This is a genomic window from Bacillus sp. A015 (assembly GCF_053851875.1).
This window is the reverse complement of the sequence record NZ_JBSPZB010000001.1, coordinates 49,831-72,270: the sequence shown is the minus strand read 5'-3', so window position 1 is coordinate 72,270 and position 22,440 is coordinate 49,831. Positions and strand designations below refer to the sequence as shown.

Annotated in this window: 22 protein-coding genes; all 22 read right to left on the bottom strand. The window is 41.0% G+C overall.

The window, feature by feature from the left end; all coding sequences use genetic code 11:
• Positions 1-4 precede the first annotated feature (4 nt).
• A complete protein-coding gene (sepF, locus tag ACSLGF_RS00365) occupies positions 5-463 on the bottom strand; it encodes a cell division protein SepF (protein ID WP_456001380.1) in 459 nt (152 codons plus the stop codon).
• Between the two features lies 1 nt (position 464).
• The gene (locus ACSLGF_RS00360; RefSeq protein WP_456001378.1) at positions 465-1,154 is read right to left on the bottom strand and encodes a YggS family pyridoxal phosphate-dependent enzyme; all 690 of its coding nucleotides are present in this window, start codon (positions 1,152-1,154) and stop codon (positions 465-467) included.
• A 6-nt stretch (positions 1,155-1,160) separates the two neighbouring features.
• Positions 1,161-2,024 (bottom strand): peptidoglycan editing factor PgeF, encoded by an 864-nt coding sequence (gene pgeF, locus ACSLGF_RS00355; RefSeq protein ID WP_456001376.1) that lies wholly within the window; start codon positions 2,022-2,024, stop codon positions 1,161-1,163.
• A 211-nt stretch (positions 2,025-2,235) separates the two neighbouring features.
• Positions 2,236-2,472, bottom strand: a complete 237-nt coding sequence (locus ACSLGF_RS00350; RefSeq protein WP_008344958.1) for a YlmC/YmxH family sporulation protein — start codon at positions 2,470-2,472, stop codon at positions 2,236-2,238.
• Between the two features lie 79 nt (positions 2,473-2,551).
• Positions 2,552-3,328 carry an ABC transporter ATP-binding protein gene (locus ACSLGF_RS00345; RefSeq protein ID WP_456001374.1) on the bottom strand — a complete coding sequence of 259 codons (777 nt, stop codon included), beginning with the start codon at positions 3,326-3,328 and terminating at the stop codon, positions 2,552-2,554.
• A gap of 129 nt (positions 3,329-3,457) precedes the next feature.
• Positions 3,458-3,814, bottom strand: a complete 357-nt coding sequence (locus tag ACSLGF_RS00340; RefSeq protein ID WP_007499733.1) for a PTS glucitol/sorbitol transporter subunit IIA — start codon at positions 3,812-3,814, stop codon at positions 3,458-3,460.
• 26 nt (positions 3,815-3,840) lie between these two features.
• Entirely contained in the window at positions 3,841-4,851 is a 1,011-nt protein-coding gene (gene srlE, locus ACSLGF_RS00335; RefSeq protein WP_456001372.1) for a PTS glucitol/sorbitol transporter subunit IIB, read from the bottom strand.
• Positions 4,852-4,864: 13 nt separating this feature from the next.
• Entirely contained in the window at positions 4,865-5,395 is a 531-nt protein-coding gene (gene srlA / locus ACSLGF_RS00330) for a PTS glucitol/sorbitol transporter subunit IIC (protein WP_003210918.1), read from the bottom strand.
• Positions 5,396-5,413: 18 nt separating this feature from the next.
• Positions 5,414-5,845, bottom strand: a complete 432-nt coding sequence (locus ACSLGF_RS00325; protein ID WP_456001370.1) for a transcriptional regulator GutM — start codon at positions 5,843-5,845, stop codon at positions 5,414-5,416.
• A gap of 12 nt (positions 5,846-5,857) precedes the next feature.
• A complete protein-coding gene (locus ACSLGF_RS00320) occupies positions 5,858-7,102 on the bottom strand; it encodes an NAD(P)H-dependent oxidoreductase (RefSeq protein WP_456001368.1) in 1,245 nt (414 codons plus the stop codon).
• 446 nt (positions 7,103-7,548) lie between these two features.
• Positions 7,549-8,487 (bottom strand): sugar-binding transcriptional regulator, encoded by a 939-nt coding sequence (locus ACSLGF_RS00315; protein ID WP_456001366.1) that lies wholly within the window; start codon positions 8,485-8,487, stop codon positions 7,549-7,551.
• Between the two features lie 151 nt (positions 8,488-8,638).
• Complete coding sequence (gene sigG / locus ACSLGF_RS00310; RefSeq protein WP_024424250.1) at positions 8,639-9,418, bottom strand: RNA polymerase sporulation sigma factor SigG; 780 nt, start codon at positions 9,416-9,418, stop codon at positions 8,639-8,641.
• Positions 9,419-9,560: 142 nt separating this feature from the next.
• Positions 9,561-10,280, bottom strand: a complete 720-nt coding sequence (gene sigE / locus ACSLGF_RS00305) for an RNA polymerase sporulation sigma factor SigE (RefSeq protein ID WP_007499746.1) — start codon at positions 10,278-10,280, stop codon at positions 9,561-9,563.
• 59 nt (positions 10,281-10,339) lie between these two features.
• On the bottom strand, positions 10,340-11,269 hold the full coding sequence (gene spoIIGA, locus ACSLGF_RS00300; protein ID WP_099725937.1) for a sigma-E processing peptidase SpoIIGA: 930 nt from the start codon (positions 11,267-11,269) through the stop codon (positions 10,340-10,342).
• A 250-nt stretch (positions 11,270-11,519) separates the two neighbouring features.
• A complete protein-coding gene (locus tag ACSLGF_RS00295) occupies positions 11,520-15,836 on the bottom strand; it encodes a S8 family serine peptidase (RefSeq protein WP_456001363.1) in 4,317 nt (1,438 codons plus the stop codon).
• A 305-nt stretch (positions 15,837-16,141) separates the two neighbouring features.
• On the bottom strand, positions 16,142-17,290 hold the full coding sequence (gene ftsZ / locus ACSLGF_RS00290) for a cell division protein FtsZ (RefSeq protein WP_034317972.1): 1,149 nt from the start codon (positions 17,288-17,290) through the stop codon (positions 16,142-16,144).
• Positions 17,291-17,323: 33 nt separating this feature from the next.
• Positions 17,324-18,646, bottom strand: a complete 1,323-nt coding sequence (ftsA, locus tag ACSLGF_RS00285) for a cell division protein FtsA (protein ID WP_456001361.1) — start codon at positions 18,644-18,646, stop codon at positions 17,324-17,326.
• Between the two features lie 159 nt (positions 18,647-18,805).
• A complete protein-coding gene (locus ACSLGF_RS00280; RefSeq protein ID WP_003210988.1) occupies positions 18,806-19,174 on the bottom strand; it encodes a small basic family protein in 369 nt (122 codons plus the stop codon).
• A complete protein-coding gene (locus tag ACSLGF_RS00275; RefSeq protein WP_456001359.1) occupies positions 19,174-19,899 on the bottom strand; it encodes a DUF881 domain-containing protein in 726 nt (241 codons plus the stop codon). Before ACSLGF_RS00275 ends, ACSLGF_RS00280 begins: the two co-directional genes overlap by 1 nt.
• A 20-nt stretch (positions 19,900-19,919) precedes the next feature.
• Positions 19,920-20,609, bottom strand: coding sequence for a DUF881 domain-containing protein (locus ACSLGF_RS00270; RefSeq protein ID WP_099725941.1), 690 nt, complete (start codon positions 20,607-20,609; stop codon positions 19,920-19,922).
• Positions 20,606-21,385: a cell division protein FtsQ/DivIB gene (locus tag ACSLGF_RS00265; protein ID WP_099725942.1), complete on the bottom strand. Its 780-nt coding sequence runs from the start codon at positions 21,383-21,385 to the stop codon at positions 20,606-20,608. Before ACSLGF_RS00265 ends, ACSLGF_RS00270 begins: the two co-directional genes overlap by 4 nt.
• 126 nt (positions 21,386-21,511) lie before the next feature.
• Positions 21,512-22,423 (bottom strand): UDP-N-acetylmuramate dehydrogenase, encoded by a 912-nt coding sequence (murB, locus tag ACSLGF_RS00260; protein ID WP_456001357.1) that lies wholly within the window; start codon positions 22,421-22,423, stop codon positions 21,512-21,514.
• Between the last annotated feature and the right edge of the window lie 17 nt (positions 22,424-22,440).

Sequence of the window (22,440 nt, the reverse complement as noted above, 5' to 3'; positions counted from 1 at the left end):
TGATTTACCACCTCTGAGGTTCTTCCTCTGCCAAAAGCTCTGATATTGTGCCAGATACATCCACATTATCAGGTGTGCAGAGGAATATATTCGAGCCTATACGCTGAATGTCTCCACCGATTGCATAAACCGTTCCGCTTAAGAAGTCGATGATTCGCTTTGCTTGATCGTGCTGAATACGCTGCAAATTCACGACGACTGCACGTCTGTTTTTAATGTGGTCTGCAATCTCTTGCGCCTCTGCATAAACACGCGGCTCACTTAACACCACTTTAGAGGATTTCTGCACGCTTTGCAAGCTGACGACATTTTGTTTTCCTGTCTGCGGGTGCTCTTGAAATGCTGCTTTGTCTTTTGTTCCTTTTTCTTCTTGAACTGGTTCTCTTTCTTCATCAATATATTCGTACTCATACTCTTCATCGTCGAGTGTGAAAAAGCTTTTAAACTTATTTTTTATGCTCATGTCACGCACCTCCTGTTTCATTTCCAACAAGTGAAGAGCCAATCCGAACGAATGTCGCACCTTCTTCAATTGCGATTTCAAAATCATTTGACATGCCCATCGATAAATGCTGACAAGGTGCATTTACTTGGTTAAGAAGCTTTACCTCTTCTTGAAGGCTTTTTAATGTTTTAAAACAGTTTCGAATCACAGTCTGATCATCTGTAAATGGAGCCATCGTCATCAGTCCAGCAATTTCAATGTGTTTGAAATCAGCAAGCTGTTTCACAAATGGAATCACGTCTTCGCTTTGTAAGCCGTGTTTTGACTCCTCAAGAGATGTGTTCACCTGTACAAAACAGAGAACGGTGTGATCCGCTCTTTTTTCAATTTCATTCGCAAGGGACATTCTGTCGAGCGAATGTAAGTAGTCAATTGTCTGAATGACAGATTTCACTTTTCGTGTCTGTAAACTGCCGATGAAGTGCCAGCTAATGTGTTCATCGGTTATGGCCGCCTGTTTTTCAAGTAACCCTTGGTCACGATTTTCACCAAAGTGCAAAATTCCAGCTTCCTTGGCTTCTTGTGCTCGTTCAATCGAGACATATTTTGTGACAGCGACGACCGATACATCCGCTGGGTTTCGACCGGCTCTTTTACATGCTTCGTTGATTTGTTCATTTATTTGTCTGAGATTCTCTCGTACATTCAATTGCACTTATGCCTCCTTAAACCCGACAAAAGACATCATACGTCCTGTTTTCCCTTGATCACGCCGGTGTGAGAAGAAAAGCTGATCGCTGCAGCTTGTGCACATCGAACTGACATGTATATTTTCTTCTTTTATTCCTGCATGAAGCAATACGTTTTTGTTTAATATTTTCAAGTCAATTTTATATTGTCCTTGTGAAATCTCGGAATACACATCCTCTGTTGAAAAAGGAAGCTTTTTCACTTGATCCATGACAACATCATCTACTATGTAGCAGCAGCTGCCAATTGATGGTCCAATGACGACTTGTATTTGATCAGCCTCGGCACCTTCTTGGCTAACCCATACATCAACCATCTTTGCGCCAATTTGTTTGACGGTTCCTTTCCAGCCGGCATGAGCCGTTCCAATCAGTTCATTTTGCGGAGCTAGAAAATAAAGCGGAACACAGTCAGCGAAACAAAGAGCGAGCATCGTGTTAGATTCAGAGGTATATAAGCCATCTGTTCCAGGCAGTGCCTCATGATAATGAAGACTTCCTCTTCCTCTTTGCTCCTTAGTGACTTTCATTATGCGATCCTCGTGTGTTTGGTCAGCAAACACCCATTCAGAGAGCGGCACAGCAGTAGCATCTGCTATGACTTGACGATTCATTTGGACACTAGAAGCATCATCTCCTACATGGAGTCCAGTGTTCAGTGATTGATATGGAGAAAGACTGAAGCCGCCATTTTTTGTTGTAAATCCGGCCAATACCTCTTTACCAGAACATGTCATGTTCGTCCAATCATGAATGGTCATTGCATAAGGTGATTTCTGCTGAAAGGGGCCATATTTGTGTGTCAAAGCTGCCTCCCACCTTTCATTCATCTCTCTTTATATCGCTCCTATTTTACCACAAGACATGCATAGACAGTTAGTGGGATTCATTAAATATTACACTCAAATGTGCCCTTTCTACAGGTTTTTTTTCAAATTGATATGAAAACGTAATCTTTTTACCCGAAAAAGACATTGTTTGCTGAGAATGGAGAGCTCGTTTTAAGGAAAAATTGAGATATTCATTGAGGAGATATACGAATTAAGAAGACAATCGGACAAGTATTACATCTTCGCCAATTTTTACTATATTTCGCCATGGAACGATCATTTCCTCTTCTTTTCCGAAAAATCCCATCATTTTACCTGTGCCGCCAATGATAATCGCTTGTATTTTACCGCTCGTGACATTAATATCAATGTCCCCAATGGTGCCTAGTTTTTTCCCGCTGGATACATCGACGACATCCTTGATTTGGAATTCAGAAATACTGATCATCTTTCCTTCCCCGCCTTTCGTTTTCTACTATAATATGTATGATGGAAAAGCAGGGACGCAGACCAATAGTTTCTTTTATCTACAATTTACTTAAGTGCGGACGGCCATTTCTCCACATGACATCCACCGCACATTCAAAGAAGGAAGATAGCAAGTCGGTTGTCATCATTTGCTTTGTCTCCCCTTTATGAAAAACTGCCCCTTCTTTTAATAATAGGGTGTGGTGAAAAACCGGCAGAATCTCTTCTGCATGATGGGTCGTATAAAGCAAAGTGGGCGCATCAGGCTTCGATGCAATGAATGAGATCGTCTCCAGCACTTGTTCTCTTGCTAAAAAATCAAGGCCCGTCACAGGTTCATCTAAAATCAGCAGCTTCGGATCATTCATTAAAGCCCTTGCAATCAGTACTTTTTGTTTCTCTCCTTGTGAGAGGGTTTCATATGTGCGATTGGCATATTTGAATGATCCGAACGCTTTTAATAGGTCAATCGCTTTCTCTCTCATATCATCTGTTGGTGTTTCATAAAGCCCGATAGAAGCAAATGCTCCGCTAAGGACAATTTCAAATGCATTGTCCTCTCTGTGCAGCTTCTTTTCAAGACCTGCAGAGATGAGTCCAATTTTCTTCCGTAGCTTTTCACCAAGAGCCTCCTTGCCAAAGACATGCCCTAATACCGTCATCTCACCTGACGTTGGAAAATAATACGAGCACAGCATATTTAATAAAGCGGTTTTCCCCGCACCATTTAATCCATAAAGCACCCAGTGTTCCTGCTTTTTCACCTGCCAGTCAACAGAACGCAGCAGCCATTTTCCATTTCGTTTTAAAGAAACATCCTTCAAGTCAAGCGACACCATCAATTCCTCCTGAGTAAAAATTCTGAATATACAAATAATGAATGTTTACAGCATATCGTAAATGCTCCTTTCGGTAAACCTCACATAAAAAAGCCGCTCCTTTTTAGGAACAGCTTTTCTGCATGGTTACGAAATTTCAATTCGGACGCCTTCTTTTATATCAGGAAACGTGTGCGGGGATGCAAAGACAGCTCCCGGTAATACATCATCAAACGGCTCTTGGAAGTAGATCGAAATATGGCCGAGCTCTTTAAAGTTGTCATTTGCTTTATTGCCGAGTGCTGTGATCGTATAAGTTTGATCGCCCACTTGAATGGTTCCGCCTAGTTTCAGCGGCTCTTCTTCTAAATGTTCGAACTCGTGAATGACAGACATATCTCTTAATTCCTGCGGCGCTGCGGGTCCAAATAAAACAATCAGCTTATCTTCTTTAAACTGCGGGACTAAGATCCCAATTTCTTTTACGACAGATTGTGTTACCATGTATCTCGATTCCTCCTTTAATACGTTTAATACATACCGAAGCTGGCAACGTATGCGATCACAACAGATAAAACCCCTGTAATGAGACGGCTGTACAAAACAGCTGGCACCCCATATTGTACCGTTTCCGGCTTCGCTTCACCAAGCGATAGCCCAACTGGGATGAAGTCACACCCTACTTGACCGTTGATGGCAAATAGTGCAGGAAGTGCAAATTGAGGCGGAATGTTACCTAGTGCAATTTGACTACCAATCAGAACACCGATGACTTGTGCAATAACTGCACCCGGTCCTAAGACAGGTGATAGGAATGGCAGTGTACAGACCACAACGAGCAGTAAGAGCCCCCATAGAGATCCTGCCAAAGGTGATAGAAAATGGGCAATCAGATCACCGATTTTTGTATAATTGATAATTCCAATTAACATACTGACAAATGCCATGAATGGAATAATGTTTTTCAAAAGCATATCAACAGAATCACGGCCAGCCTGGTAGAACGTGCCGGTTACTTTCCCGATTCCTCTTGAGAATCTCATAAGGAAATTGCCTTTTTCCTGACGCTCGATATTTTCTTCTTTTAGCTTTGAATAGGTTTCTTTGAAATTCTCTTTGTCAATCGACTCACTGCTTTCTTGACCTTCTGCTTTCGCTTCACCATCAGATGCTTCCGCAAAGGAAATATCTTTTTCCGTTACGCCTGATACGAAGATATCCTCTGTAATATGTTTTGCAAGCGGTCCAGAAGGAGAGGATGCCAAAACGTCTACAGTTGGAATGCGCTTCATTGGGTAAAGTCCGATTCGCGCGGTTCCTCCGCAGTCAATGACAACACACATCATTTCATCTTCTGGTATCGAGTTTTTAAAGCCATCACATGCTTCTGTCCCTGTCATTTCTGCAATTTTACGTGCAACTGGGTGAATGCCTCCCCCTGTAATGGAAACAACCTTTCTTCTTTTACCAGTTGGTTCAAGCTCTAAGCCTTTTCCCCATCCGCCAGCACCTTTTGCTACAAATACTTTGTGGTTTGTCATGTCTAACCCTCCCCTATTGTGAATTCGCTTTCATTTTTCCTGCTAAGTATTTTGTGATCCATTCAGTAATGATTCCGCGAAGTAAAATGACCACAATCCCGACTAAGAAGTAACGAACAGCAAGCTCTGACATTGAATATCCAGCTTCTTTAATCCCGTTCGCAATTCCTAAGTAGACAAATAGTTCTCCTGCATTGGCATACGGGAATAGTGATGTCACCGGATGAACAAATGAAACAGCTGAATCATAGAATGCTGGTTTTTGTTTTTCAGGTAAGAAGCGGCCAAACGTATAAGCCATTGGGTTTGTCAAAATAAGAACGGATAAAATCGGCATTAACGTGTAGCGCAAAATGGTATATTTTGCTGCAAATTGGATCGCTCTATTCACTCTCTCTTCTCCAATAAACTTCATAACAGCATATGTGAAAGTAAGTAGCACAACAAGCGTTGGAACGATACCTGTAACAAGACCCATGAATTGCTTTCCGCCGGCTTCAAACATTCCGATAAAGTGCTCTCCAAACCATTGAATCCATTCCATGTTTCATCTCCCCTTTCTTTAGTTCACATTTGTTATATTTTTCTTCGAAATCGAGACAAGTGCCTGTTCAGCTGCCATAGAGAGTGCTTGCATGACAGCTGGTCCTTTTTTGCGTTTTTTCAATGTTTGTTTCATCATATGGTGCTCGTCTAGCACAGCCCCTACATGTTTTCCTTCAAATGAAGGACATTCCTTAAATTTAGATAAGATCGAGACTCCGCCAAGCACATGACATTTTTGAATGATATATGATTCATCGACAATGATGAGCGCAATGGCCCCAGGACCAACTTTGCGCCGCTCCATTCCTGAAAACAAGTGATAGCCTTGTTTCCCTTTGTAGTCATCAATAAGTGAGTCCATGCTTTTGCGGTAGTACTTGATTTGAATAAACGATAAACCATACTGCACAATGAGAATGATACAAAGTACGATTGCTAATTTTTCCATAGCCTCACGCCCTTATGATTGAAATAAGTGATCTTGTAATGAACGCAGCTTCCAGACCGTTGTGTTTGAATCAAGTTCTACATCATCATGAGATAGGAATTGTCCTAATTTGATGTCTTTTTTCGCTACTACTTTTCCGCTGATTAAGCCAATTGGAATGTGACCATTCGTTTTCATGTCTTGATGCGTTTCAAGGACACCTCTTACGGAGTATCCACCAATTCCGTCAAGTGTTTCTCCTGCTTTAATATCTCTCTTCGCAACAGCCACTGTTTCTGACACTGGTACACCAATTGGGTGGATGGATGAATCATGCTGTAAGACTGCTTTTGCGATGGTGACTGGTGTTTCAAGACTCGCTAAGTGGAAAGGACGATAAAGCGTATAGTGTGGGCCTTTTCCAACTTTTAAGTAGCGAAGCTCTTCATCTACTGGCTCAAGCTCACTCTTGACGATGACAAATACGCCTGGTGCAAGTCCATTTACATATTCAACAACTCCGAAGTTATCCAGCACGCCGCCTTGCTGTTTTTGATTCAATTTATCTGCTACATTGTCTAAATTCGCTTCGACTCCGTGCATGCCCACTTTATCTGGCAAAAGACCTGTCGCATTACTCAATAAGTTCATTTCTGCCATTGTTTTTGTTCCGTCCTGGAACGCCGCCAGCATATGTGCACTCATATGTTTACTATCTGCTTCTGCTTTACACGTATCTGGATTTGCTTCTGGGAAGAACGGGTTGTTTTTGCCTTTCCCAGCAACCAGCACCTCAAGCCCCATTGTTTTCGCAAATTCATATAATTCTAGTGTTGCTGCTGGTTCGTCTCCAGCTGATCCTGAGTAAACAAGCCCTGCGTTCGTGAATAATTTATGCATGACCAAACCGATTGTAATATCGACTTCTACATTTAAAAGAACAAGATGTTTTTTTGAATTAAGCGCTTCCAAAGAAATGTTTGCTCCGACCTCTGGAACTCCTGTTGCATCCACAACAACTTCCACGAAATCTGATTGAATCACTTCTCTATAATCATTTGTGACAACCATTTGATGAGACTTCGCATGCTGCTTGTAAAAATTTGCTGCCTTCTCTGCTGCATCAAGGTGAATATCACAAACACCTGCTACAATCATCCCTGGAATGTTAGAAATTTGTGAAATGAGTCCAAAACCCATTTGACCAGCTCCAATAATTCCTACTTTGATCGGATCTCCACTGCGTTCTCGTGCTAATAACTGTTGATAAATTGACATCTAAATCATCCTTTCAGGTTTTCTTGCTTCACAATAGATTGCTAGAAAAATAATCTGAAACTTTTAACAAATGTTATAAAAATTAACAAAAATCTTATTATTGTAACATTTGTTATTTTATTTATCATTTGTTATGAACTTAGTTTATATGATGTGTCAACTTTGTGTCAAGCTAAAATCGATAAAATTTTCAATCTTTTTGAGTCTAAAGACTCAAAAAAAACTACCTAATCATATTAGGTAGTTACAGATTGTTGACAAAGGGCTAAAATGATATTTATTTTAGCCCTTTGTCTTCTTTTCAGCGTGATAGAAAACCTTTGAAGTCTAGGAAGAACGAGTACCGGAGCGGAGCGAATTTGACATTCGTGAGCACCGGCACGCAGACCTGACAACGAATGTGAGGGTTTGTCTACACGCTGAAACTACCTAATCATATTAGGTAGTTACTTTAATAAGGCATCTCCTGTTCGTTCATCCGTAATTAATACATGAATTAATCCACCTTCTAATGCTGCCCTTATCGCTTCAATCTTTTCTTCTCCTCCAGCGACACCTATGACCAGCGGGATTTCTTTCAACTTTTGCGGGCTTATTCCCATCACCCGGTCGTTCCATGGATGAGGATACACTTCTCCTTTACGATCAATAAAGTTATAACAAATGTCACCCGCTACATCCTTCGCTTGAAGTATATCCTCCTCGCCGCTTGTCATGTAAGATTTCACCATCGTTGAATGCTGCGGAACCCCGCCAATCCCTACAACAGCAATATTTGATGATTCTCCTAATTCAATGACTTTTTTGATCGACGGCTGTCTAATCAGCACTTCCTTCGCTTCTTTCGTATCAAGCATGACAGGGACATGTAAAAACTCACATTTTGATTTGAGTGCCTCTGTACATCTCGCAATAATATAGTTGGCATGGATATCAACATCCTCATTCCCAACACCTCCGACAAGCGGAACAAATGTCACGGATGGATAGTGCTGAACAGACGTAAGCACTTTCGCCATTTCATGCAAAGTTGTCCCTGAGGAAAAACCGATGACTTGTCCATCCTTCATCACTTTTAATAAAAAACCCGCAGCCGCAGCGCCGATTCGGCTTTTTGTTGTCTCTTGACTGAGAGATTCAACACATACGACTTCTCGCAGCCCGTATTTTCGCTCTATTTTTCTTTCTAACGACCCGTATTGTTGATTGACTTCATCATGAATAATGATTTCCACGATTCCTGCTTCACGTGCTTTTGCCAAATATTTCGATATGAGCGAACGGCTAACCCCAACAGCTTCTGCAATTTTAGATTGGGTGGCGCCTTCTTCATAATACATATGCGCAACCTTAATGAGCAGCCTTCTTTCATCATGGAATGTCATAATAACCCTTCTTTCCGCTTCTGTGTTCCCTAACAAATGATATATGAAATAACATTTGTTAAAAACAGATTAAATGAAAAGAATAACCGAGTCAATACTAAAGGCGTGTTCTCTAAGAAGAATGAATAAAGCCGCACATCAAGTGGCGGCTTTAAAAAATGTTCTTATTCATTTGTTTGATGGCTGCTTTTTCAAGCCTTGATACTTGTGCTTGAGAAATCCCGATTTCTTCAGCGACTTCCATTTGCGTTTTACCTTGGAAGAAGCGTTTGCGAAGAATCATTTTTTCTCGATCATTCAATCTACGCATTCCCTCTTTTAAGGCCAATTCTTCCACCCATTGTGTGTCTTTGTTCCGATCATCACTAATTTGATCCATGACATAAATCGGATCTCCTCCGTCATTATAGATCGGTTCAAACAAAGAAACAGGATCTTGAATCGCATCTAGGGCAAAGACAATTTCCTCATGAGGAACTTCTAGCACTTTGGCAATGTCTTCTGCCGTTGGTTCCTTGCTTGTCTCACTAATTAGCCTCTCACGGACCTGAAGTGCCTTGTAAGCAATATCTCTTAGTGAACGAGACACCCGAATCGGATTGTTATCACGCAAGTATCGACGGATTTCTCCTATGATCATAGGGACCGCATAAGTTGAAAATCTGACATTGTGGCTTAAATCAAAATTATCAATCGATTTCATTAATCCGATACAGCCTACTTGGAAGAGATCATCCACATACTCGCCTCTGTTGTTAAAACGCTGAATCACACTTAAAACCAACCGCAAATTGCCATTGACTAGCTTTTCTCTTGCTGTATCGTCACCCTCATCTTGCAACTGTCTGAACAATTTCCTCATCTCTTCGTTTTTCAGAACTGGCAGTTTGGAGGTGTCGACTCCGCAGATTTCCACTTTATTTCTGGACACTTTTTTCCCTCCCTACAGGAGCTGTTGTACAAAGTTCAGTATCTCCTTGGGATGGAAAAATATGCACGAGCTATGACGAGAAACATGTAAAAATAGGTTAATTCCTTTGGCAGCGTAAGGACAGAGCTTTCAAAAAAAATTTTTAGACCATTTTGTTAAATTCTTTTTGTAATCGTTTAATAATTCTTTTTTCCAGCCTTGAAATATATGACTGGGAAATCCCCAGCATATCAGCGACATCTTTCTGGGTTTTTTCCTCACCGCCGACTAAGCCGAATCTGAGTTCCATAATCTGTTTTTCACGATCGTTTAATTGTTCTAGCGCTTTTTTCAGTAATTTTTTATCTACATTTGCTTCAATATCTCGGGTGATAATATCATCATCTGTTCCAAGGACATCTGATAAAAGCAGTTCATTTCCGTCCCAATCAATGTTGAGCGGCTCGTCAAACGATACTTCTGAACGGATTTTATTATTTCGGCGCAGGTACATCAAAATCTCATTTTCAATACATCTTGAAGCATATGTCGCAAGCTTGATCTTTTTTTCTGGATTAAATGTATTGACTGCCTTGATCAGACCAATGGTTCCAATACTAATTAAATCCTCAATATTAATGCCTGTGTTCTCAAATTTCCTTGCGATATAAACCACTAATCGCAAGTTTCTTTCGATAAGGATGGCTCTTGCGGTTTGATCACCCTTCGGTAATTTGACAAGTAGTTCCTGTTCTTCATCCTTGGATAATGGAGGCGGCAGCGCTTCACTTCCACCAATATAATAAATTTCATCACTCTTTAGACCTAGCTTCATGAGGAGTTTATACCAGTAGTAAGTGAGTTTAAATTTTAATTTTTTCATCTTCTTCTCCCTTCTAAATGTCAAGTTGACCTCGTAAGATAAAAGACATGACCAAAAAACTACGACACCCCTTGTATAATTTTCCCGTCTAACATATCTGGATGAATGATGGATTGAAATTCCTGATCTGCTGATAAACCGCTTAGGCTCATTCCAACAAAACACTTGGCTGGCTGGATCATATGCGTTTTTGAATAAATGACGACCGTATCTGGTTTCAAGCATAGTAGAAACCCATGATCATGACCGACGGCACGATATGGAACAAGTCTTAAACGATCAAGCAGTGGAAACCGATCATCAAGCTTTTGCATCACTTCAACAGGATGAGACTGTTTCATTAGTTCTATAAATGGCTCTCCGCAAATAGACGTTAACTGATCAAGCTGGACGATCATAACAGGTGTTTTCGTCATAGGATCATACAGCTGGTTGCCAGAATCAACGAGTCCATTTAAGCGGATGGTCTCTCCATGAATGTGTATCTCCACAAGCACTTGTTCATCAAACTGTCTTTTTTTCGCACCAACCTCTCCTAATCTTTTCTTTGAAAACAGCCAAATGGCAGGAAAGCCGGTTAAAACGAAAAGCCAGCTAATGGGATCGCCAAAGCCATCGTTTTGTGAAATAAGCAGTCCATCTTGAATGACTGTATTTGTTTGCAAAAACGAATGAACCCCGATCATGCCTCCTCCCATCAAAAATGTGACAAAGTAAAAAGCAAACAGGTTTTGAAAAAAGGAACGAAATCTTTGAAAACCAAAGGTTGCAAGCACGATCAAGACAGAAAAAAGTAGTTTGCCTAAAGGGTGTGACACAAACATTGCAAATGGTGTAAAGAGCAAGAGAACAATGCTCGATCCAATCAGAGCTCCTAACATATATCGCCTTTTTTTCACTTGTCGTTTGAGAATAAATGCAGTGAGTAAGAGAAGCAATAGATCAAAACAAAAGTTTAACAGCCAAATCACATCTAAATAAATGACCACCTTCTGCTCCTTTCATCTGAAACAAAGAATCAAAAGCAGTACTTGCACTTGTTTGTACCAGTATAAAACAGTCATGAGATGGAAGTCTGTCAATTCTTGTTGGGGATGATAGAGAACTTTTGGTGGATTGTTATTGTTTTTGTCGAGGAATGAGAGGGCGGGACAAGAGAGCGGTGTCTTGGACAAGTTTTCAAGCGCTTGTTCGATACAAAAAAGACACGCTCCAAAGAGTCGTGTCTTTTGCTGAGGATTACTTCTCGTTGATGTTTAATGTGCCAGAAGCCTTTTGTCTTGTGACATTTCCATAATCATCTCGCACAATGACTTCAATGACCGCGCCTTTTGCTTTTGCGGTAGATGTAGCCGTCCAGTAGCCTTCATATGTTCCCTTGGCTACTTCGCGAATCGGCAGCTCTGCTATATTTTGAAGCTTTGATCCAGCGTTTGTCAGCGGCATGTGAATGACAAAGGTTGCCTCTAGCTTTTCCCTGCTTTTAAATGAAATTTTAACAGATTCTCCCGATGATAAATGGACATCCTCTGCTGGAGTCAGCTCAGAAATGTCAGGTGCCTCGTATTGAACATCAATGTCGACTGTTCTAGTCGTTTTGTTTCCTGCTGCATCCTTTGCTGTCACTTTTATCGTATTCTTCCCGTTCTCAAGCAGCACTCTGGCGGAATACTTCCCATCTTTTACTGTCGCTTTCTTTCCATTCACTGTGACTTGATCAAGATGATCGTCCGTTACTTTTCCTTCCACAGTGAGCGATTCTCTATTTGATTTTTCGCCTTTTTTCGGTGTATCAATGGTCAAAGTTGGTGCTGTTTGATCAATGATCACCTTTACCGGCTTGGATGGTTTCGTTGCGCCTTTATCCGTGACAGTCGCTGCCGTGATGATATGCTCTCCGCTTGAAACAGTGATCTTCTCTTTGAAGGTGCCCGACTGATCTGCTTTGACTTTGGCGATCTCTTTGTCGTTTTGATAGATCGCTACATCAAGCCCAGGAGAGGCTGTGCCTTCAATCTCCAATTCACCTTTATTTGTGATGGTTCCTGCCTTTGGAGATGTAATTTCTGGCACATCTGCTTCATAGTTAACAAGCGCACGAATCATATAATTCCCCTCTTCTTTCGGAGAAGGAGAAAAGGCACCGCTCGTCAGCTGCCAGCTTCTTTCAGTATTTGGCCCATCTTCATCTGTTGCAAGCCCCGGAGATTCCGTATTCTTTTTCGTTTGAATGTAGACGAGATAAAAATCTCCCTCCACAGTGATTGCTTGATCTTCTAAATCTACTTTTGTCCATTCACCATTACGCAGTGCATTCGCTTTCAAAGGTCCTGCGATTTTCTCACCTGGTGCTCCGTCTTTCCCGGAAGCGTCATACACTTCAACCGCAAATTCATTGCCGCCAGGAGTTGGCCATTCTGATGTCCAGAAACGGAAAAGTCCGCCTGTGACTTGTGCTTGTTTCTTTCCCTTTTCTAGTGAAAACTTCACAGCCCAGCCATTGCCAGGATCATAGAAAGCCCGCGCATTTTCAGCTGTCCCGTCATCGTAGCCAATTTCACCAGCAAAGCCGATAAAAGGCTCAAGCTTGATCGCTTTTGCCAGCGGCTTTTCTGTGACATCCGCCGTAAAAGAATAGCCTTTAAAACCTTTCGCAAATACTTTGACTGTATAAACGCCGCTCAATGCCTCTAAAGAAAACTCGCCGGATTCATCTGTTTTCACCGGCTCAATGTTGGCATCCTCTACAAGATAAACAGTGGCATCCTTTACTTTTTCACCCGTTGTTTCATTGACAACTGTGCCGGATATCGTTCGTTTCTCAAGTGGCTGTAAGGAGAAATTCGCTTCTGCCTTTTCATTTGAGGAAATATTGACTTTTTGGGTGCGTGATTCAAAGCCGTACGCTTCAGCTTTCACTGTGAATTCTCCTGCTCCATGAGAAAGCTGATATCTTCCTATCGCTTCATCAGTGTACGTTGATTTTCCGCTTTCAAGGACACTGATTTGTGCCTTCATAGGAAGGGCTTGAATGGACGGGACATCTCGACCTTTTTCCTTTTTCATCTGCACATGTTTTTCTTTTACTTTAGCAGGTGTTGCACTTTTCGGATTGACTGATTTCTTATTTCGCGTTGTAGACTTTTCCTTTTTGATCACGCCAAGTTGTTTTTTTGCTTTTTGAGGCAATGCTTGATCTGTTATTTTCACATCATCTAAATAAAAGCCGTCTTTTGTGACACTGCCATCTGTTCTCAGCTGAAAAACCACTCTCACCTTTTGACCTTTATAGGCAGATAAATCGACTTCACCTGCTGTCCATGCATTTGTTTTTCCTGTATAGGCTGCCACTTGAACAGCATCTTCGCCCTCAGGCTGCACATGTACATGCACATAGTCATAGTTTGCTTCGAGATCATGCCAGTATTGATATTGCAAAAAGGAGGAGCCTGACTCTGGTACCGCAATCATCGGCATTGATAAATTGGCATCCATTTGATTTTCATAAGGACTGTCTAAGTTTGTGGCATAGACACGTTCTCCAGTAAAGGCTTGTTTCGGACCTGTGGACGGTTTTCCCCACTGCCACGGATCTTTTATTCCACCACTGAACCATCCACTTGGCCATGCTTCAAAATCTTGCGAGTAGCCCGTGGTGACGGATGTCTTAACCGGTAGGGTGTACGGCTCTGATGCCGTTTCATTTTCTCCAAAATCTTTCACAATCCATCGATACGTGACGTTCTCGCCCTCAAGTTCAGGAAGCTGGACAACATAGGTTCCTTTTAAATGATTTCCATTCGTACGACTTGCTTGCAGCGTCTCCCATTCACCGTGATCCACTTGGTAAGTCAAGGATACATTTGTCACAGCTACTTCATCTTCCGCTGTGATGGTCAGAGGCGTTGGCGTAGATGCAAAGATTTCGTTCGGTCCTTTATGAGAAAAAACAGGCGGTTCTGTATCTTCCCCTTCTGTGGTGACCTGGCCTTCAATCGTGCCAATTCCGTCGGTTAATGCCGTGATCGCCTCTCTCGCATCAACTAAACCTGCCCCATAGCCATTGTTAGGCGATTCAGGAAATTGCTCGTCTGTCAGCGGCTTCGCTGTATCAATGAGAATTTGCTCAATCTCTTCAACAGAAAGATCTGATTGTACTTGGCGAAGAAGAGCAACAACGGCTGAAACATGCGGACCTGCCATCGACGTGCCATTCCACCCATCCTCATACCCTTTCCCTGGGATGGAAGAGCGAATGTTTACCCCTGGAGCAGCAATATCTGGTTTCATAACGCCATATGGAGACGGACCTTGCAGTGAGAAAGATCCTAATTTATTGTCTTGATCCGTTGCACCCGTAGCAAAGGCTTCTTGGTAGTTTGCGGGATTTGCAATCGATCCCTCACCCCCAGGATTAAATAAATCGGTATTGCCAGCTGAAAACTCTGGAAAGATGTCTGCTGCTCTCCAAGCATTGACCACATCTTTATACCAATCATCAAGCCCAGGCCCACCTCCCCAAGAATTATTGACGACATCTGGTGCTTTTTCTGGATGCGGGTTTCCGTTCTCATCCTTCGGTGCCAAAATCCACTCACCTGCATCTAGCAGATCAGCATCTGTTCCTCCATCTTCTGAGAAAGCTTTCACTGCGATCCATTTTGCACCTGGTGCGACCCCGATTTGATTCGTTCCATCTGGCTCAGAACCAACCATTGTTCCAGTCACATGTGTACCATGCTCTAAGTCATCGTAAGGTGAATCAGATCCTGTCGTTGCATCATACCAATTGAATGCATGAGATGGTTCATTCGGACGAGCCGGATCAAACCCGCGATATTTTTCTTTTAAAGCAGGGTGATCCCATTCCACACCTGTATCAATACTTGCAACAACTGTACCAGTACCGTCATAGCCTAAAGCCCACGCTTCTGGGGCATGAACCTGAGAAATATTCCACTCGATTCCATCTACTGCTTTGATTTGTTTTTTCTGCTGAGAACGCTTCAAATCAACAGGACGATGAATTTGACGTGTTTCATTCGGCAGCACTTGATCTACTTCTGGAAAGGAAGCCACCTTTTCCATGACTTCTTTCGTTCCCGTCACAGCTAGACCATTCACAATATAGTACGAACGAATATCCTTCACTAGCTTTTTCTTTTTTTCCTTTTGTAAATACGCAAGCAGTGCTTGTTGTGTCTCATCAGACGTTGCTCTTAGCTCAGATACAACAGCCGATCTTTTTGTGTACTGCGTTTTAGCAGCTGTTAGTTTCTGCTTTTTGGCTTTCGACACAGCTTCCTTCGCTACTTTTTGCGCGTTTGTTTGTTCCTTCATTTTGACTAAAAAGGTCACCTTGTCTTCCTGTTGAAACTGCTTCATTAATCTAGATGAAATCTTTGCTTTTGTTGTCTTAGAGGAAACAGCTTCCTCCTGATATGAGGTAGAAGTCGATTTTGCCTGAACCATCCCAAAGCTTGTCATCGCTAAAGTACCCATCACTAATAGACTCATAAAACGATAGCCGGCGGTTTTGTGAAACTTCACTTTCAATCAAATCCCTCCTCCTCAAATGGTCAAGCAGCGTGTAGTCCTCACTTCCCCCTTCCTTTTTGTTTATGACAAGATACATGGTGTTCTATTTAATGTAGTCAAATAAAGTTCATCATTTTGTCGTTTTTTGTAACAGGTATCAAAAATGATTCTTTTGTCTTAATTCACATAAGTCAAAATACATATGTTGGATTGAGTGTTTCTTACATGTTCAAGACTTTTTTATTAGAAGAACAACAGGTCCCTTTATCCTTTTTAGGCATTAAAAAATCCCCTTCCAATGGAAGGGGATGAGCCATGCTCAATTAGCGTTTGTTGCGGTTGCGCAAGAACGTTGGGATATCGAGCGTATCATCGCTCGATTGTTGTGTATTTTGCCTTGGCTGAGATGATGTTTGCTGATGTTCCTCGCGTTTTACTTCACGCTTTTGTGGAATGGATTGATTTTGCTTTAATCCTTGACCTAATGGATTTCTTTGTGATTTTGTCACTTCTGGCTCCTGCTCAATAAATCCAGTTGCGATCACTGTCACCACAATTTCATCCTTCAAGTTATCATTAATAACAGATCCGAAAATCATGTTTACATCTTCATCAGATGCTGATGCAACAATATCAGCTGCTTCTTGCACCTCATAAAGACTTAGGTTTGTACCACCCGTAATATTCATGATGACGCCTTGTGCACCGTCAATCGCCGTTTCAAGAAGTGGTGAAGAAATGGCTTTCTTCGCTGCTTCAGCGGCACGGTTTTCACCTGTTGCGACACCGATTCCCATAAGGGCTGAACCTTTATTGGACATGATTGTTTTCACGTCAGCAAAGTCAAGGTTAATCAAACCTGGTGTTGCAATTAAATCTGAAATTCCTTGAACACCTTGTCTTAACACGTTATCCGCTGCACGGAATGCTTCAAGCATTGGCGTGTTTTTATCAACAATTTCAAGCAATCGATCGTTTGGAATCACGATTAATGTATCAACTGCTTCTTTCATAGAAGCAATTCCTTCAACTGCTTGAAGCTGACGCTTTCTTCCTTCGAATGTGAAAGGACGAGTGACGACACCAACTGTCAATGCCCCAGAATCTTTTGCAATTTTTGCAATGACAGGTGCAGCACCAGTTCCAGTTCCACCGCCCATACCAGCTGTAACAAAGACCATGTCAGCGCCTTTTAATACTTCTTCAATTTGTTCTTTGCTTTCCTCAGCTGCCTTTTTACCGACTTCAGGATTCGCACCTGCTCCAAGCCCTCTTGTCAGCTTAGCGCCGATTTGCATTTTTGTTTCTGCTTTTGATAGATTTAACGCCTGTGCATCTGTATTAACTGCAATAAAATCGACACCTTGTACGTCATTTTCGATCATTCGGTTGACAGCGTTATTTCCGCCTCCACCTACTCCGATTACTTTAATTGATGCTAGGCCGTCTATATTTGTTTCAAACTCCAACATGCTGAATCCTCCTAATCCGTCGAAAATCTAATTCTATTCCCAGAACATATTAAATAGTTTTTTCATTTTGCCCGGTTTTTTATTTGTCTCTTGTTGTGCTTTTTGTTTTACTTTCGGTCTTGGCTGAGCTTCTTTCACTTGTGATGTAGCAGAAACCGGCTCCATGGACGCGCCTACTTCATGAAACGCCTCATCCGGCATTTGGAACCCAACCTGTCTGCCCTGGATCTTTGCATTGCGATAAGCAAAATGGATCAGACCCACTCCTGTCATATATTGGGGCTCTCTCACCCCGATATAATTAGGACTTGCAATTCTTACATTGTTTTGTAAGACCGTTTGTGCAAGAGAAAGGATACCTGGTATGGCTGCCTGTCCACCTGTTAGAACGAATCCGCCAGGCAAATCATGGACACCCATATTTCTTAATTCCTCTGCCACAAACAACAGGATTTCTTCCAGTCGTGCTTCGATGATATTGGCCGCTTCAAGTTGTGTATACGTCTGTTTTTGATCGGTACCGATGACGGAAACTTCAAATGTTTCCTCAGACGATGCCTCATCATAGAACGCATGTCCAAATTGTTTTTTGATTCGTTCAGCTTCTTCAGTGGAAGTTCTCAATCCTATAGACAAATCTTTTGTAATGTTCTCTCCGCCCAAAGGGATACTGTGAGTAGAATAGAGATGCCCGTTTTCAAATACGGATATCGTAGTAGATCCGCCGCCAATATCGACAAGAGCTACTCCTAGATTTTTTTCATCTTTCGATAATGCTGCTGAGCCCGATGCGAGTGGCTGCAAACAAATATCCATAATTTCAATCCCAGCTCGCTCTACACATCGGAGCCAGTTATGTAGAATCGTTTTAGAGCCTGTAATTAACGATCCTTCCACCTCTAACCGAACACCAAGCATTTTTTTCGGATCTGTGATCTCATCCCTTCCGTCGACGATAAATTGTCTCGGAATCACGTCTACGACGAGATGTTCTTGAGGAATAGATACTACCTGTGCAGCATCTAAGACACGTCTCACATCTTCAGCATGTATTTCTTTGTTTTCACTAGATACTGCGACCACGCCGCTCGTATTCTGAATATGAATGTGGTTTCCGTTCATTCCGACAATCGCCTTTTGTAAAGGAAAACCTACCATTCTCTCAGCCTGTTCAAATGCTTGTCTAATAGAATGAACTGTCTCATCTATATCAACAATCGATCCTTTTTTTAACCCCTCTGAAGGGACATTTCCAACACCTATAATGTTAAGCGAATCATCCGCCATTTCTCCGACGATGACTTTTATATTGGATGTACCGATGTCAAGGCTGACGTAAATTTCATTGTTGTTCATTCTATGGCACCTCCTCACATATCAATACTTTCTATTCTATTATTTGCTGAACAACAATACAATGAATGTGTTTTTACAAGTGTGTAACAAAACTTAAAAAATCAACATTTTTTATTAGGATTACTGAAAATATTCGTTACATCATATGTATATCCTTTTTTATGACTCACTTTTTTTCTTTTTTTCTCTAGAAATTGTCCATTTTGTTAGTAAAATTCTTCGAATAACTGCTATATTTTGAAACAATCTAACGCCGAACGCAAACATTCCGACTAAATACAAGTCTACACCAAGATGGACGCCCAGAAAAGCTAAACTTATTGCGAGTATAATATTAAAGAAGAAGCCTGATACAAACACCAGTTCATCGTATGCCCCTTGCAGATGTGCTCGTATTCCACCAATCAATGTATCAAGAGCAGCAAGTACAGCGAGGGAAAGATAGTTAGAATACTCATTCGGTATCGTAAAATTTGTTAAAAAACCGATTGCAACTCCTATGATTAAGCCAAGTACAGGAAGCCACATTAAGATTTTCCCTCCTTTACATCTTCAAGAGGCTTCAATTCGTTTAAATGAATTGCACCGTCATATGCTTTTAAATGAATTTTTTTCTTCGGCTGGCTAATACTCAAGCTGAAATTTTCCTGAGCGAACAAATCGCCAATATCTGATACATTTAAACGGCTGTATAATTTGTCTGCCTGCTGGCTGATCATCTTAATGGTAACTGCATCACTATCTAAGCTGTAGCCATCCATTTTCGTCGTCCCATTAATATCTCGAATGACACTTGTATTAATCACCCGATGGTCATTAATGGAAATATATTTTGCCCCAAACATGTTGGCTTCGTTGATTAACTTTTTCAAAAGATCAGGCGGGATATTTTTCACTTCTTCTCCGGTAAGTTCCTTCGAAAAGAGCTGAGAAATTTCAACTTCAATCCCTTCCCCCGTTACCTCTGTAAAACCAGCCTTTTCTTTTAAATCTTTTAGCGTTTTTGTTAATTGTGCTTCTTTTGATTGATCTCCTTGATTATCATACTTTTTCAGCATCTCATCATATTTATCAATTTCTTTTAGTAAATCCAATTCTTTACTTTTAGATGCAGATAAATCCTCTCTTAATTCCCAAACATCGCGAGTATCACGAATTTTAGGTTTTTGTAAAGAGTTAAATTGGATGGAGACCATGATGCCAAATATCACCATCAAGACTGTCAAACTAAGTAAAGGCTTCTTTTTCCTCAACACCACTCACCTTTTCACTTTTAATCTTTGTTTCTTAAAAGAGGATTCATACGAATATCCTTTTTTTCAATCGTCATTGAAATGTGATCACTTGTCAGCTGATCAACCACCCCGCCAGCAATATTTAAAGCAGGTATTAACACAGCAGGATCCCCAATAGCAGAAATGACAAATGGCGCTGGATGCTGAACTCCGTCAACTGTGACGACTGGGCCATTACAATGTATGTATGATTGGTGTGTGATTCTTTGTCCGTTAATAGATACAGCAGATGCCCCTGATATAAATAGTTCGTTTATCACATGAAAAATGTGGCTCTCATGAACAATGTAATTATTGACATTTTGTCCACTCGGGATATAAGATGCATCTTCAAGAGATACTTTTACCCCTTTCCCCTTTACACCTATCTCCCCTGTAAACATTCTGTATTTCTCAACATCTTCCAACACATTAAAATACTGCTCTTTTTCATTTTTCAAACTGGACTCTGTCGCTTGAACCTTTGATTGAAGGCTGTATAGTTCTTTTTCAAGTTTCTGATTCGCCTTTTCTTGCTTTGTCAGCTGACTTTTCAAAGAGTATTCTTTTTTCCATTGTTCGGTTCGATTGACATCTGCCTGATGCTGCTTTGTATATTGGTATGAAAAAGAAATCAGAAACCCAAGAACAAGCATCACAATTGAGAATATAACTGTTTTGCCTCTCAACGTTCATCTTCCTTTTTCTTAGATTTGAAAGCTTCAAAATACGTTGCGACTTCCATATGAATCGTGCCTTTCTCAGATGACGAAAGTTCTTTTACAATAGCCGGATAGGTTTTCATTTTATCGGCGAATGTTTTAATTGATGCGATCACGGTGTTCCCGTCATTCATATAAAATTTAACGAGCCACTGGTTTGAACTTGTCGGCACATAATATACTTCTGAGATGAGTTCCTGAATAGAGGCTGGGAGCTGATTTAAAGATTTAACTGTTTGCTTCAGTTTCTCTTTATTGTCCCAATCGACAAAAATAGGTCCTGCATGATTCGGCGTTACTTCATCTGGTAAAGCTGTCCCATTTTCAAGAAGCTCATAATATAGATTTCCCTTTTGAAGATAAGCAATATTTGCATATTCTTTTACAGCAATACTGACCTTATTCGGGAAATGTTTTTTAATACTGACACTTTTAATCAGTTTATTTTGTTTAATATGGTCTGCTGTCATATCTTTATTTAAGTTCCAAAACTCTGTCTCGCCTTCTTTAATTTGTGAAAGTTTAACAAGCTGTTTTGTTGATACATGCTCGTTACCCGTGATGGTTAAAGAAGAAATTTTACTGATTGGTGTTTGCAAATAAATAACAATTAAAACCATGATAAAAAACAGCAGAATAAAAGAGATCAGTCTCCGATTTGCTTTCTGCTTTCTTTGTTCTTTAATTTTAGGAATTCGCTCTTCTATATTGACGATCTTTTCATTTTCATGATCAGGCCGCATATATACTCTTCACCTCATTCAAAGCTGCTTGTCCACACCTTTAGGTCATCATTTTGATTAGAAAACAAACGGCATGAAAGAATGCCGTTTGTTTTCCTGCGATGCCATCATTCATAAAAACTAGCTTTAATTTGCTTCACCGATAATTTCTACTTCTGTATGCATACCTACATTGTAGTCTTCTTTAATTTTCTTTTGGATGTACTGAATTAAGTCCAGCACATCTTGAGCAGTAGCGCCACCAGCATTGACAATAAAGTTTCCATGCATATCAGAAATTCTTGCCCCGCCAATCTGGTATCCTTTTAAATTCGCCTTTTCTACAAGCTGTCCTGCATATTCAGGTAGCGGATTTCGAAAAATACTGCCTGCACACGGTCGATTATAAGGTTGCGTTTCCTTACGATAGTCTTTATTTTGCTGCATTTTCTTTGTGATTTTCTCGCGATCATCCTGTTTGAGCTTAAACACGGCTTCGAGGACAATGCCCGGACGTTCTTTTTGAAGTACAGAGGTTCGATAGCTAAAGTTCATTTGCTCATTTGCTACCCACTCGATGCTTCCATCTTCAAATAAGATTCTAGCTTTCACAAGAATGTTGCTGATATCTGATCCATGTGCCCCTGCGTTCATATAAACAGCGCCACCGATAGACCCTGGAATACCAGCTGCGAATTCCAATCCTGAAAGGCCCTTCTTACTAAGAGACGTTGCGAGACGTACAACAGAGTAGCCGCCGCCAACTGTAATTTCTTCATCATTCACATTTAAATGATCAAGTCCAGCGCCTAACTTTAGAACTACACCACGTATTCCTTTATCAAGTACAAGTAAATTAGACCCTCTTCCAATGACCGTCCAATCAGTATGATGTTTTTTTACCTGATCCATGATCGTTTTGACTGCGTCGACATCTTTTGGAATGATCAATAGATCTGCTGGTCCGCCTATTTTCATTGTCGTATGATTTGCAAGCGGCTCATTTTCAAGCACTTTACCAACTTGCGCTTCTAATAATTCATTCTTCAAGTTCTCCATATTACCCTCCGCCTTAC

Bases quoted from the DNA above. Each gene is read 5' to 3' on its own strand.
- sepF (WP_456001380.1), bottom strand. From the start codon at position 463: ATGAGCATAAAAAATAAGTTTAAAAGCTTTTTCACACTCGACGATGAA.
- pgeF (WP_456001376.1), bottom strand. From the start codon at position 2,024: ATGAATGAAAGGTGGGAGGCAGCTTTGACACACAAATATGGCCCCTTT.
- ACSLGF_RS00350 (WP_008344958.1), bottom strand. From the start codon at position 2,472: ATGATCAGTATTTCTGAATTCCAAATCAAGGATGTCGTCGATGTATCC.
- ACSLGF_RS00340 (WP_007499733.1), bottom strand. From the start codon at position 3,814: ATGGTAACACAATCTGTCGTAAAAGAAATTGGGATCTTAGTCCCGCAG.
- srlE (WP_456001372.1), bottom strand. From the start codon at position 4,851: ATGACAAACCACAAAGTATTTGTAGCAAAAGGTGCTGGCGGATGGGGA.
- srlA (WP_003210918.1), bottom strand. From the start codon at position 5,395: ATGGAATGGATTCAATGGTTTGGAGAGCACTTTATCGGAATGTTTGAA.
- ACSLGF_RS00325 (WP_456001370.1), bottom strand. From the start codon at position 5,845: ATGGAAAAATTAGCAATCGTACTTTGTATCATTCTCATTGTGCAGTAT.
- ACSLGF_RS00320 (WP_456001368.1), bottom strand. From the start codon at position 7,102: ATGTCAATTTATCAACAGTTATTAGCACGAGAACGCAGTGGAGATCCG.
- ACSLGF_RS00315 (WP_456001366.1), bottom strand. From the start codon at position 8,487: ATGACATTCCATGATGAAAGAAGGCTGCTCATTAAGGTTGCGCATATG.
- sigE (WP_007499746.1), bottom strand. From the start codon at position 10,280: ATGAAAAAATTAAAATTTAAACTCACTTACTACTGGTATAAACTCCTC.
- ftsZ (WP_034317972.1), bottom strand. From the start codon at position 17,290: ATGTTGGAGTTTGAAACAAATATAGACGGCCTAGCATCAATTAAAGTA.
- ftsA (WP_456001361.1), bottom strand. From the start codon at position 18,646: ATGAACAACAATGAAATTTACGTCAGCCTTGACATCGGTACATCCAAT.
- ACSLGF_RS00280 (WP_003210988.1), bottom strand. From the start codon at position 19,174: ATGTGGCTTCCTGTACTTGGCTTAATCATAGGAGTTGCAATCGGTTTT.
- ACSLGF_RS00265 (WP_099725942.1), bottom strand. From the start codon at position 21,385: ATGCGGCCTGATCATGAAAATGAAAAGATCGTCAATATAGAAGAGCGA.
- murB (WP_456001357.1), bottom strand. From the start codon at position 22,423: ATGGAGAACTTGAAGAATGAATTATTAGAAGCGCAAGTTGGTAAAGTG.